This window comes from Thioclava sp. GXIMD4215 (assembly GCF_045291555.1).
Taxonomy (GTDB): Bacteria; Pseudomonadota; Alphaproteobacteria; order Rhodobacterales; family Rhodobacteraceae; genus Thioclava; species Thioclava litoralis.
Genome location: NZ_CP149515.1, coordinates 401,979 through 413,803, shown reverse-complemented (window position 1 = coordinate 413,803; position 11,825 = coordinate 401,979). Strand labels below are relative to the sequence as shown.

Here is an 11,825-nt window from a genome sequence, read left to right as displayed (position 1 = left end):
CGCCTCTGTGCGCCTTCCTGTGTGCCCCTTTTCGGGCGCCCCGCCTTGGGTCTCCCTCTCAGGCGCGGCGCAAAGCGGCTGTCGCGATCCCCATCGCCACAAGTGCCCCGCCGCCCAATCGGGTCAGGGCGGGCAGCACATTGGGGCGCGCGATGTTCCGGCGTAATCTGTCGGCCAGCAGGGCATAGGCCAGCGCGTTCAACGCCGCCAACCCCACAAAAGTTGCGATAAGCCCTGCGAATTGCGGTGCCAAAGCCCTGTCGGGCGCAAGGAACTGCGGCACGAAAGCGATGAAGAAGACAATGGATTTCGGATTAAGCGCCGTCACCGCGACCGCGTGAAAAAAGACGCGACGCGGCGATGCGGGCGCTGCCTGTGCCTGTGCCAGCGTCCCCAAGCGGGCCACCGGTGCGCTGCAAAACAGTCGGACCCCGAGATAGACCAGATAGGCCGCCCCGATCCACTTCAGAGCCAGAAACACTCCCGAAGAGGCCAGCACCAGTGCTCCGAGACCGGCGAGCGAGGCGGACATTGCCACGAAATCGCCAAGCGCGACGCCTGCAACCGTCGCCAGCGCCACGCGACGCCCCTGGCTCAGGGCATAGGTCAGGACAAGCAGCACAGTCGGCCCCGGTATCAACAACAACGCAAGAGAGGCGGACGCGAAGGCCAGCCAGAGATGAAAGGTCATGATGATCCTCCCGAAGACATCTTGCATGAGCCAGCCACGGATCTCGGCCCACGTAAAGCGTTTTTCGAAAGCCACTGACCGAGGGCGCATGGGCGCGACATCTGCCGCCTGCCGAAAGACGTGATGCCAAAGCCCGACAGGATCGCGACGGGCTTTGGTGTCCGCGTGGGGGACATGTGGAAGGGGGCCGCAGATGATCCCCCTATCCCTTCGCGGCCCCATCCTTTCGCGCAGCCGTCCCTTCGGGCCGTCAATTCGGCGAGGAACTCCCCTGCGAACGGTCGGGCCAGAAACGCACGCCCTCCTCTGCCAGACCACCGCCCAGCCCCAGCACCGTGCCATCCGCCCGCCAGCAGGCCGCGCCCTCCATCTGCCCGTCCGCATGGAAACGGATCGCGTTCAGCCCGCCGCCGATATGGGGCACATGCTTGACCGCAAGGCCCGCCGCCTCCAGCGCGGGAGCCAGCGCCGCAAAGCGCGGCTCCAGCTCGATCTCTGCGCCTTGGGTCCAGAGCCGCGGGGCCTCGACCGCCTCTTGCAGCGCCATGCCGTGATCGATGATATTCACCATCGCCTGCAGCACCGAAGGGAAAATCCGCGTGCCGCCGGGCTGCCCCAGCGCAAGAAAGGGCCGGCCCTCCCGCGCCACGATCATCGGAGCCATCGAGGTGGGCACCCGCTTGCCCGGCGCGACAGAAAGCGCCCGGCCCGGATTGGGGTCGAAATTGCACATATAATTATTGAGGATCATCCCCGTCCCCGGCACCATCACCCGCGCGCCAAAGAGCGAATTGATCGTGAAGGTTGCCGTGACAATCATCCCCTCGCCATCGGCGATGGTAATATGGGTCGTGTCGCGGCTTTCATAGCCTTGCGCGGCCGTGACCGGCGGCACGCCCTCCATCAGCGCGCGGGCATAGTCTTTCGAGGTCAGTCGCCCGACCGGAATATCCACAAAACGCGGATCCCCGCTATGACGGGCACGGTCGGCAAAGGCCGCGCGCATCACATGGGCCAGAAGCTGCGCCCGTAGGGGGCTGTCAAAGCCCATCGCCGCCAGATCGCGGGTTTCCAGCATGTTAAGCATCTGCGTCACATGCACGCCGGAAGAGGCAGGCGGCGGCGGGCCGAAAATATCGAAGCCGCGATAGTGCCCCTGCACCGGCGCCAGCACCTGCGGGGCGTATCCGGCCAGATCCTGAAGCGTCAGCCGGGCCTGCGGCACAGGCCCCGTGGCCAGATAGTCCACCAGTTTCCGCCCCAGCGCGCCATGATACAGCGCATCCGGCCCCTGCAGGGCGATCTCTTCCAAGGTGGCGGCATAATCGGGCTGGCACAGACGGTCCCCTTTGCGCAGCGGCGCGCCCTGCGGCAGGAACAGCGCCGCCATATCGGGGGTGCGTGCAAGGTCATGACGCGCCTCGGAAATCGAGCCTGCCAGATACGGGGTCACCACAAAGCCCTGACGCGCATGACGGATCGCAGCCCCGAACAGATCGGCAAAGGGCAAGCGCCCGTGACGCTCGTGCAAAAGCGCCCATGCCCGCAGACTTCCCGGCACGGCAACCGCCGAGGCCCCAAATTCGTTCTGGCGGTCCACCGTCTGCATCTGTAGCGGCGGCACATCGGACAGCGGGCGGTACATCGCAGGCTCCGAGGCCGCGCCTGCGCAGGACAGCCCGTCGATAATCTCGTGCTGGCCCTGCGCATCGCGCAGATGCACCAGCCCGCCACCACAGATCCCCACCATCATCGGCTCGACCACCGAAAGCGTCAGAAGCGTGGCCACAGCCGCATCGGCGGCATTGCCGCCCGCCGCCAGCGCCTCGATGCCCGCAGCCGCCCCTAACGGATGGTTGGCCAGCACCATGCCACCACGGGCAAAGACCGGCGTTTTCGATGGATAGGGAATTCTGGCAGACATCCGGGACCCTCGATCAAGGTTAACAAAACCTAACCTAAAACCTCAAAACAGCAGCGCAAGCCTTTAATTAAAAATGGAAAAGCGCCACCCGAAGGCAGCGCTCTCCTTTGTCACAAAGCAATCCGGAGATTAGCAGCTGTAGTACATCTGGTACTCGATCGGGTGCGGGGTATGCTCGTAGGCATAGACCTCTTCCCATTTGAGCGCGATATAGCCTTCCAGCATGTCCTTGGTGAACACGTCACCTGCGGTCAGGAAGTCCATATCGGCTTCGAGGGCTTCCAGAGCCTCACGCAGCGAGCCGCAAACGGTCGGGATTTCTGCGAGTTCTTCCGGCGGAAGATCGTAGAGGTCCTTGTCCGATGCCGGGCCCGGATCGATCTTGTTCTTGATGCCGTCGAGGCCAGCCATCATCAGGGCTGCGAAGCACAGATAGGGGTTTGCCGACGGATCGGGGAAGCGGGCTTCGACGCGCTTTGCTTTCGGCGAATTGGTCCACGGAATACGGACACAGCCCGAACGGTTGCTTGCCGAATAGGCGCGCAGAACCGGAGCCTCGAAGCCCGGGATCAGACGCTTGTAGGAGTTGGTCGACGGGTTGGTCAGCGCGTTCAGAGCTTTTGCGTGCTTGAGGATACCACCGATGAAGTAGAGCGCCTCTTGCGACAGGTCTGCGTATTTGTCGCCAGCAAAGAGCGGCTTGCCGTCTTTCCAGATCGACATGTTGACGTGCATACCCGAGCCGTTATCGCCTTTCATCGGCTTCGGCATGAAGGTCGCCGATTTGCCATAGGCGTGGGCCACGTTGTGGATCACGTATTTGTATTTCTGGATGTTATCGGCTTGCTCGGTGAGCTGGCCGAAGATCATGCCCAGTTCGTGCTGGCAGGTCGCCACTTCGTGGTGGTGCTTGTCAACCTTGATGCCCATGCGCTTCATGGTCGAGAGCATCTCGCCACGCAGGTCTTGGGCTTCGTCAACGGGGTTCACAGGGAAGTAGCCGCCCTTGTGGCCCGCACGGTGGCCGAGGTTGCCCATTTCCGACGGGGTGTCGGTGTTCCATGCCGCCGCTTCCGCGTCGATCTGGAAGGACACTTTGGCCGGCGTGACCGAGTAGCGCACGTCGTCAAAGAGGAAGAATTCGGCTTCGGGGCCGAAGAAGGCCGCATCACCGATACCCGAGGATTTCAGATAGGCTTCGGCTTTGGCCGCAACCTGACGCGGGCAGCGGTCATAGGCTTCGCCGGTGTCGGGCTCGACCACAACGCAGTGCACGCACATGGTTTTTTCAGCGTAGAAGGGGTCGATATAAACCGAGGAAGCATCGGGGATGAGCTTCATGTCGGATTGGTCGATCGATTTCCAGCCCGCGATGGACGAGCCGTCGAACATGAAGCCTTCCTCGAAGAAGTCTTCGTCGACCAGATCAACGACCAGAGTCACGTGTTGGAGTTTACCGCGCGGATCGGTGAAGCGAACATCAACGTATTCGACTTCTTCGTCCTTCATCAGCTTGAGGGCGTCCTTAACAGAGCTCATTCGTAGCAACCCTTTCGTTGAGCAATAAGACACCGGACTTTAGGTCCGACATGCGTTTGGGCGGGACGCGATCAGATCGCGTCGTCGCCAGTTTCACCGGTCCGGATGCGGATCGCTTCCTCGACCGGCGAGATGAAGATCTTGCCGTCGCCGATTTTCTCGGTGCGGGCGGCAGAGGTGATCGCCTCGACGGCGGCCTCGACCATATCGTCGGAAATCACCATCTCGATTTTAACCTTGGGAAGGAAATCAACGACATATTCCGCGCCGCGATAGAGCTCTGTATGCCCTTTCTGACGCCCGAACCCTTTGACTTCAATCACCGACAGGCCTTGGATGCCAGCCTCTTGAAGAGCTTCTTTCACTTCATCCAGTTTGAACGGTTTGATGATCGCTTCGATCTTTTTCATTCCGTCGACTCCTTCGTCTTGGCCTTCTCGGCACTTCTCAGCACTTTCCTTCGGCCCCCGCAATCGACTAGGCTCATCTTGTCCCAGCTTGGCTTGGGAATCCGGTTAGTGCGCCCAAATTTACGCCATGTTGCGTATTAAATGAGCGATTTGCAAACATAAAGGCTTACGATTGAGCGAAATTCTCACAACTGCCCAAATGCGCGCCGCAGAACAAAGCGCTTTGTCCAAGAAACTGTCAGATGAAGACAAACTGATGGCACGTGCCGGCGCGGGTGTGGCTGCGGCGATCCTGCGCAACTGGCCGCAATTTCTGGAGCTTGAAAGCAGCGCCGAGCCGCCCTGTGCCGTTATTTTGTGCGGTCCGGGCAATAATGGCGGGGACGGCTATGTTGTGGGCCAGCATCTGAGTGCACGCGGCTGGCGGGTCGAGGTGTTGCGTGAACTCAACCACAGCCATGAAGGGGCCGCCGCCCATGCGCTGGCCAATCTGCCCGCCGCCGTCGAGCAGCACGGCTTTGCGATGGCGGCCACCGGCCACCGCCCCGATATCATCGTCGATGCGCTCTTCGGGATCGGCTGCACCCGCCCGCTTGGCACCGAATATCTGGCCCTGTTCGGCGCGGTCGCGGCCCGTCCGCCCCGCCCCGCGACGGCGCGCTGGCGTCATATTCCGAAAGTGGTGGCCGTCGACTGCCCCTCCGGTTTCGATCTGGATCGCGGGGTCTTTCTGGCGCCCGAGCCTCCGCGCAGCCTTGATCAGGAGGCCCTGACGGAATGGAGCACGGACGAATCGCGTCGCCATATCGCGACGGATCTGTGCGTAACCTTCCATCTCCCGAAACCGGGGCATGTGCTGTCGGCACTTGCGGGGCAGCGGCTGGAAATCGTCGATATCGGCCTGCCGGGCGGGGCGGGCAAGGATGCGGCAGCCCTTGCGGATCTGCCCAAACAGCCCCATGCCCTGCGGCTCGTTGATCCGGTACGCGGCAATCGCCCCAAAGCGTTCCAGCGCTGGTTCCAAAGCGTCACGCATCTCGATAAGGCGGCGCATAAATACCAGCGCGGACATGCCATTGTGCTGTCCGGCGGTCTGGGTCAGGGCGGGGCGGCACGGATGGCCGCACGCGCGGCTCTGCGGATCGGCGCGGGGGCGGTGACCATTGCCGCGCCGCAATCGGCCGTGCCCGAAACCGCCGCCCAGATCAACGCGCTGATGCTGCGCCCCCTGCCCGACAGCTACACCCTGCGCGGCTGGATGGAGGACGACCGGCTGCGCGCGCTCTGTCTGGGGCCGGGTCTGGGCCATAAACGCGCGCAGGAAATGGTTCCTGCCGCCCTCTGGGGCAAGCGGGCCACGGTGCTGGATGCCGATGCGCTGTCCTGCTTCGGGGAAGACCCGCAGGTGCTGTTCAACCACCTGCATGAAGACTGCATCCTGACCCCGCATGAGGGCGAATTCCGTACCCTTTTCCCCGATCTGGCAGCCGAGCTACACCAGAGCGACCGTCTCACCCTCACCCGCCGCGCGGCCGAACGTGCAGGGGCGGTGGTGTTGCTGAAAGGTCCGGTCACGGTGATCGCGCGCCCCGATGGCTGCGCCTCGGTACATCCCGCCCTGCGCGAGCGCGCCGCCCCCTGGCTGGCAACGGCAGGGGCCGGTGACGTGCTGGCAGGGATGATCACCGGCCTTCTGGCGACGCAGGACCCACATCACCGCGACATTCTGGGCGCCGCCGAACTGGCCGTCTGGATGCATGTCGAGGCCGCACGGCAATTCGGTCCGGGTCTCTTGGCCGAAGACCTCCCCGACGAACTGCCAGCGCTGATGCGCGCGCTCTTCGCATAACGCAAAACACAAAAACCGGGCCTCTGCCCGGTTTTTCTATCTGATCTGCCGCCCCCTCAGACGATCTCAGGCTGTCGCGGGCACGACCTGCGCCTCGACCTCGATCCCCTCGGCAAAGAAGGTCTCGACCGTATCGAAATGCAGCGCATAAAGCCGCACGGGCCGCTCCAGTGCCACACGCACCACCTGCCCGTCGCATAGCTTCGATGCCGGCACAGAGGCGGTTTCGGCCTCGTAAAGCGTTTGCGCCCGCCAGCCTCCCAGCGGCATACGCGTCTGTGCGCCGAGATAGAGCACGGATTGCGGACGCCCCTGCCCGAGACTGCCCGCCGGAAACCGCAGCACATGGCGATCTGCATGCTGCACCGTCACCGCACGCAGCACACGCATTCCCGAACGGGTCACGATGCGATCACCCGGACACAGGTATTCCACCGGAAGATCGCCCTCCGAGGTCCGGATCTGCGCGCCCTGCGCCACGCCAACGGCCGAATACCGCGCCCGCGCCTCAAGCAGATCTTCTGCCGCGTAATGGCCATAAGACATTGTAGAATCCTGCTTTTGCATGATGCGCCTGCCCGTTGGTAAATTCGCGATTTGCCGCGTTATTCATTTCTTTACCAACATTACGCAGTTTTTCCCGTCCCGCAGCAAAAAAATGGAAAATCCCTCTTGCATGCACCAGAGGCGTTGCTAAAAGGCACCTTGTTGCGGGTGTGGCGAAATTGGTAGACGCACCAGATTTAGGTTCTGGCGCCTAACGGCGTGGGGGTTCAAGTCCCTCCACCCGCACCACTTTGAAATTGTTGGATTTTCCGACACTTTCAACCTTTCCTCTGATTAGCGTTTCGCCACAAGTTGGCACATTGGTTGGCACATTCACGTTCTGGGCTTGTTCTGTTCTCGTCGCTCTTGAGCTTGTTGCGAGGCCCGTTTCTGGTTCGCCTGCGCCCGATATTTCTGGACCATCGCCAGTGTCTTATGACCCGTCACGGCTTGGATCTCGGAATCGGAACAGCCTGCTTCGGCCAATTGCTTTGCCGCTGTGTAGCGCCAGCCATGCGGCACGAAGCGCCCCGCCCCATGCATTGCGCCAATACCCGCCCGAACCTCCTCCACGGCCTTCTGCGCGGCCCTTTTGCCCACCGGCTGCGTCAAGTTCTTGGCGAGGATATGCGCCCCGGTCTTCGGTAAGCTGGCGAGGTAGACGCGCAGACGGTTCGGACAATAGACTTGGATCTTGGTGCCGGTCTTCTCTTGGATGACAGACATGAATGCACCATCGAAGTCATCCCAGCGCATGGCAACGCAATCACCAATCCGCTGACCTGTGCCAATGCAAAGCTCATAGACGGTGCGGGCCATACGCTCGCCATGCTCGTCGCAATAGCCCTCGAACGCGGCCAAGACGTCGTCCGGCCAAGCCTCGTATTCCCCGCCCTTCAGCTTCGCAATATCGACCACGGGATTGCGCTCGATCCATTCCAGATCAACCGCATGCTTGCAGAGGATAGAAAGGACGGCGACACGTTCATTCGCCTTCGACCATTTGTCTTGCAGAGCATCCCGAACAGCAATGGCATGCTTCCGGCGGAACAGTTTCACGCTCTTATTGCCGTTGCTCTCGCGGATCGCTTCGCAATGGCGGCGATAGTTCTCGCGGGTGCTGGTGGCGAGGCGCTTGAACCCGGCGCTGCCGTAATAGCTCACGATCAGGGCGTTCCAGTTTTCTGCGGGCGGCGCGTTCCGCTTACCATTCCGAATTTCCCAATAGGCCCGCATGAACTCTTCGCTATCTGGATTATCCGGCAGCGGCTTGCGGACCATCTTCCCGTTCACACGTTTGCGGAAATAGTAATAGTCCTTGCCGCCCTTCCGGTTCACATCGACATAAGGAAGCTGGGCATTCTTCATGGCGTGAACTCGTCTTCTTCAAGCTTGCTACAATCCACAACGGCTAAGAGATCGGCATATGACCAACGGACGTGCCCCGGAATACTTCTCGTCGGGGGTGGAAATACCCCCATATCGACAAGCTTCTGAAACTCCGCAGTCGTCATCGAGAACAGCTGCGCAGCAACTTTGATGGGCACGGCAATAGGCAGATGCTTTGCCATTCTACATTCCTTTCGAGCTGGAGAATTTAAGGGTCAGGATTGGGCGTTTCGTGGCGGCAGAGATACGGCGGTCGAGGTCTGCAAGCGCGGACGCCATTTCGGCGTCCGTTTTGTATTGCACCCGCTCCCCGTTGATCTGCACCAGCGTTACCGCCTTCGCTCTTGCGCGGATCAACTGGTCGCGCAGATCAAGCAGTTCGGAGAGATTGAGGGCCATTACTGGCCCTCGTTCTTCTGCCAACCGCGGTGATCCAACCAACCCGCCCCGAAGTCCAAGCGGATCTTGATCTTGATCCCGTCCACCTCGAACCCGACCTGCGTATCCATCTGTGGCCCCGGAGCGCCTTCAAGGTAAGCGTATTCCAACCCATCAATCGTGGCCGGATCTGCTGCCAGATACCACTCCACGCCGGTCATGCGCGGCTCAACAATCAAGGACAGATTGCCAAAGGGGTTCACGTCCTCGATGCGGGTCGCGGCGATCTGCGTCAAAAGCTGTTCGGCAACGGTTTCCAATTCCGGCCCGACCAACAGATAACGCGGCGTTGCGTTGATCAGCAGACCGCCCGCCGACTTCTGTTTCCGCATCGCGAGACGCATTGCCGACAATGCCGTGATATTCGGCCAATCTGCCGTCGTGGCGAGGTTACCATGCGCTGCATCGAACACCGCGTTACCATCCGACATGAGAGGATTACTCTTCACCATATTGAATAGGAAATCGGCTTCGAAGGCGCGAGCCGAAACACCCAACTTGTTCGGCATGGCCGTGAACGCCCCAAGATCGTCATTGACCATCGCCTGACGGCTGATCCCGAAAATCACGCCAAAGGTGTCCAAGCTGTAGCTCTCGCCGCTTTCACCAATCGAGCCATACTTGAACTCGCCTGCCTCGTTGACCTTCTGCAGGGCAGAGAAATCGCCCAAGGCGAGCGAATGCTTGGCGCGGAAGTCCTTGGCCGTCGATTGGCGGGCAAGCTGGCGGATGCCGGAAGGTGCTTCGCTATAGGACCGGCGCAGTTCGCGGTTCACAGCATCGCCCAAGATCAGCGGAAAATCGGACGTGCTGTGCAGTGCGCGGGTCAGGATCGTCTCAGATGCCAAGCCCGTGGTCGAAACCGCCGAACGACGCAAGCAGTCACGCGCCAGATCGGTAAAATTCATGTGAGCGTATTCGCGGGCTTGATCGCTCAGTTGATGCTCGGGATGCGAGCGGGCAAACAGAGCCTCACCGGCACGGGCGGCGATAACGGTCGGGTCGGTGTTATCGAACAGGATCGCCGCGCGAGTGGTGCGCGTCGTCTGTTCTGCGCCGCGCTGTTGCATCGCCTCGAAGGCCGCTTGGCGCACCGCGTCAAGATCGGCCTCGGCGTCGATCTGCGCATCGGCCCACGCGCCGTTCAGCCCTGCCGTGCTGGCAATGCTGCGGATCTGGGTGTTGATCGCGGCGCGGGTCAGCGGCGCGGTTTCAGTTTGGGTTTCCGGCATATCGGTTTCTCCATTGCGGAAATGCGCCCCGGCATCTGCCGGAACAGGAACAACGGACACCTCGATGGGCGTCCATTTGGTTGCGGTGCGGGTGCGCGATGCGCCCTGCCCTTCATTTTTCCACTCGGCCACGCTGTAGCCGATGGACAGGCCGCGCAGGGTGCCGTCTGCGATATCGGACAGCACCGCCTTAGCGGCGTCGTTGCTGCGGAAGCGAAGGCGCACCCACAGCCCCTCACTGCGCACTTCTGCGGCCTCCACTACGCCCAGCTGATCGCGGGTCGAGGCGGCGCGATGCGCATCCAGAAGCGGCGCACCGATCAGGCGCGACAGATCCACGCCCGACAGGTCCAGCCGCTCGGTGAAGCTGCCACGCAGAACGCCCGCGCCGGTCGAGACAATGGCCTCCACGGTGCGGGCTTGCAGATCCACGGTCGAGGCGGCGGGCTGGGCCGCGCGAAGATGAATGGTCATGCTTTGCTCTCGTTTTGCTGCTGATTTGTTCTTATAATCTCGCGGTCACGGGCGCGTTCAGCGTCCAGCTCCTCGATATCGCGCCCACGACCCGCAACGGCCTCTTCACGGGATTTCAGCCCCGCCTCGATCGCCATCACTTCGGCCTCGACCTCATTCTTGGGGTCCACCCATTGCCAGCCCGGAGGAACGAAGCGCACCGCGCGATAGTCTGCCAGCTGGGCGGCATCGAAGGGGATTTCACCGGCCAAGGCGCGGGCCTCGATCCACCGATCCCAAAGCGGGCGCAGCGCCATACCCTCGATCAGGTTGCGTTGAAGCATCTCGGCGCGGCGGCGGAACTCCAAAAGCCCGACACGGGCAGAGCTATAATTCGCCTCGCCCAGATCGCCGGTCAGGCTCTCGAAGGTCAGCCCGACACCTGCGGCGATATCCCGATCCTGCGAGCGCAGGAACTCGATAGCCTGTTGCAAGCCCTGCCCCGGCTGCGAGAACGTCACCTCGGCACCGGTCGGAAGAACGCGCATAGCCCCCGGCTCCAACGAGACGTTCAAGGCGCTACCATCCTGTTGACCGTCCATCCCTGCGGCAGTGCCGTCGATATCGCGAATAAAGCCGGTCATGAGGCTGGCAACCTTCAACTGCATCAGCATCGCGTCGGATGCCTCGTCACGGTCGCGCAGTTTCAGGAGCACAGGCGCAAGCCAGCTCAGGCCGCGAACCTGCCCCGGAAAAAGCGGGTCGAAGACATGCAGCACATCGCGGGCAAGAATGCGGATCGGGGCGTTATAGGTGGCGAAGGGCGTTCCGGGCGCATCGCGCAGAACGTGATAGGCGACCACAGTATCCTCGGCGTCGAACTCGACACCGGAGATAATGCGGCCACCATTGCCCAGATCGCGGGTCAAGCTCGGGTCCACCTGATCGGCGGCGATCAGCTTCACGCGAAAACCGCCATCGGAACCGATCCACAGATGCACGAAGGACTCGCCATCCCGCACCAATGCCCGCGCAAGCTGGATAAGCAATGGCCGCGCCAGCGCCTCGAAGCTATCGGAAAGCTCTTTGCGGATCTCGGCGTCGGGGTGCTGCGGGCGGGCCTGCCAGCCCTTACCCACCAAAGCGGCAACCCAAGCTTCGACAATCCGCTGCCCTTGGGCCGTGTTCATGTAAAGCGCCGATGCACGGGCCTTAGCTGCCCCTCGGGCGGCGAGCGTCTGTTGCTGGGGCGCATGCAACGTCGATGCCCCCTCCCAGCGTCGCCCACCGCCCCCCGCCTCGATCCCGGAGCGGCGGAACACCTTGCCCAGAATGTTGAAGGGAAAGGCCATCG

At 62.0% G+C, this 11,825-nt stretch carries 11 protein-coding genes and 1 tRNA gene; 2 read left to right on the top strand and 10 right to left on the bottom strand.

All coding sequences use genetic code 11. The features are described 5' to 3' along the window. Nucleotides 1-58 precede the first annotated feature (58 nt). The 4 genes from WDB86_RS02000 to WDB86_RS01985 form a co-directional block, all read right to left on the bottom strand. Complete coding sequence (locus WDB86_RS02000) at nt 59-691, bottom strand: LysE family translocator (protein WP_406736452.1); 633 nt, start codon at nt 689-691, stop codon at nt 59-61. Between the two features lie 250 nt (nt 692-941). Continuing rightward, the gene (gene ggt / locus WDB86_RS01995) at nt 942-2,615 is read right to left on the bottom strand and encodes a gamma-glutamyltransferase (protein ID WP_406736451.1); all 1,674 of its coding nucleotides are present in this window, start codon (nt 2,613-2,615) and stop codon (nt 942-944) included. A gap of 129 nt (nt 2,616-2,744) precedes the next feature. Further along, nucleotides 2,745-4,154, bottom strand: a complete 1,410-nt coding sequence (glnA, locus tag WDB86_RS01990; protein ID WP_339107488.1) for a type I glutamate--ammonia ligase — start codon at nt 4,152-4,154, stop codon at nt 2,745-2,747. Nucleotides 4,155-4,225: 71 nt separating this feature from the next. Continuing rightward, nucleotides 4,226-4,564 (bottom strand): P-II family nitrogen regulator, encoded by a 339-nt coding sequence (locus WDB86_RS01985; RefSeq protein ID WP_339107489.1) that lies wholly within the window; start codon nt 4,562-4,564, stop codon nt 4,226-4,228. A gap of 256 nt (nt 4,565-4,820) precedes the next feature. On the opposite strand from WDB86_RS01985, the gene WDB86_RS01980 reads away from it, so the two are divergent. Beyond that, on the top strand, nt 4,821-6,413 hold the full coding sequence (locus WDB86_RS01980) for an NAD(P)H-hydrate dehydratase (protein ID WP_406736450.1): 1,593 nt from the start codon (nt 4,821-4,823) through the stop codon (nt 6,411-6,413). Nucleotides 6,414-6,479: 66 nt separating this feature from the next. Here WDB86_RS01980 and WDB86_RS01975 read toward each other — a convergent pair whose 3' ends face one another. After that, nucleotides 6,480-6,959, bottom strand: coding sequence for a Hint domain-containing protein (locus WDB86_RS01975; RefSeq protein WP_339107491.1), 480 nt, complete (start codon nt 6,957-6,959; stop codon nt 6,480-6,482). Nucleotides 6,960-7,123: 164 nt separating this feature from the next. Between WDB86_RS01975 and WDB86_RS01970 the strand changes: the two genes are divergently transcribed. Further along, nucleotides 7,124-7,208 (top strand) — tRNA-Leu (locus tag WDB86_RS01970). Between the two features lie 84 nt (nt 7,209-7,292). Here the strand turns inward: WDB86_RS01970 and xerC are convergent. From xerC to WDB86_RS01945, 5 genes are read right to left on the bottom strand one after another with little or no spacing between them, the layout of a single operon-like run. Further along, complete coding sequence (xerC, locus tag WDB86_RS01965; RefSeq protein WP_406736449.1) at nt 7,293-8,327, bottom strand: tyrosine recombinase XerC; 1,035 nt, start codon at nt 8,325-8,327, stop codon at nt 7,293-7,295. Further along, nucleotides 8,324-8,530, bottom strand: coding sequence for a hypothetical protein (locus tag WDB86_RS01960; protein ID WP_406736448.1), 207 nt, complete (start codon nt 8,528-8,530; stop codon nt 8,324-8,326). The genes xerC and WDB86_RS01960 overlap by 4 nt, the downstream gene beginning before the upstream one ends. A 1-nt stretch (nt 8,531) precedes the next feature. Next, complete coding sequence (locus WDB86_RS01955; RefSeq protein ID WP_406736447.1) at nt 8,532-8,747, bottom strand: phage head-tail joining protein; 216 nt, start codon at nt 8,745-8,747, stop codon at nt 8,532-8,534. After that, nucleotides 8,747-10,492 carry a prohead protease/major capsid protein fusion protein gene (locus WDB86_RS01950; protein WP_406736446.1) on the bottom strand — a complete coding sequence of 582 codons (1,746 nt, stop codon included), beginning with the start codon at nt 10,490-10,492 and terminating at the stop codon, nt 8,747-8,749. Before WDB86_RS01950 ends, WDB86_RS01955 begins: the two co-directional genes overlap by 1 nt. Beyond that, nucleotides 10,489-11,823 carry a phage portal protein gene (locus WDB86_RS01945; RefSeq protein WP_406736445.1) on the bottom strand — a complete coding sequence of 445 codons (1,335 nt, stop codon included), beginning with the start codon at nt 11,821-11,823 and terminating at the stop codon, nt 10,489-10,491. Before WDB86_RS01945 ends, WDB86_RS01950 begins: the two co-directional genes overlap by 4 nt. Nucleotides 11,824-11,825: the final 2 nt, after the last annotated feature.

Coding starts and splice junctions, on each gene's coding strand:
- ggt (WP_406736451.1), bottom strand. CDS start 2,615: ATGTCTGCCAGAATTCCCTATCCATCGAAAACGCCGGTCTTTGCCCGT.
- WDB86_RS01950 (WP_406736446.1), bottom strand. CDS start 10,492: ATGACCATTCATCTTCGCGCGGCCCAGCCCGCCGCCTCGACCGTGGAT.
- WDB86_RS01945 (WP_406736445.1), bottom strand. CDS start 11,823: ATGGCCTTTCCCTTCAACATTCTGGGCAAGGTGTTCCGCCGCTCCGGG.
- WDB86_RS02000 (WP_406736452.1), bottom strand. CDS start 691: ATGACCTTTCATCTCTGGCTGGCCTTCGCGTCCGCCTCTCTTGCGTTG.
- WDB86_RS01955 (WP_406736447.1), bottom strand. CDS start 8,747: ATGGCCCTCAATCTCTCCGAACTGCTTGATCTGCGCGACCAGTTGATC.
- WDB86_RS01960 (WP_406736448.1), bottom strand. CDS start 8,530: ATGGCAAAGCATCTGCCTATTGCCGTGCCCATCAAAGTTGCTGCGCAG.
- WDB86_RS01985 (WP_339107489.1), bottom strand. CDS start 4,564: ATGAAAAAGATCGAAGCGATCATCAAACCGTTCAAACTGGATGAAGTG.
- WDB86_RS01975 (WP_339107491.1), bottom strand. CDS start 6,959: ATGTCTTATGGCCATTACGCGGCAGAAGATCTGCTTGAGGCGCGGGCG.
- xerC (WP_406736449.1), bottom strand. CDS start 8,327: ATGAAGAATGCCCAGCTTCCTTATGTCGATGTGAACCGGAAGGGCGGC.
- WDB86_RS01980 (WP_406736450.1), top strand. CDS start 4,821: ATGGCACGTGCCGGCGCGGGTGTGGCTGCGGCGATCCTGCGCAACTGG.
- glnA (WP_339107488.1), bottom strand. CDS start 4,154: ATGAGCTCTGTTAAGGACGCCCTCAAGCTGATGAAGGACGAAGAAGTC.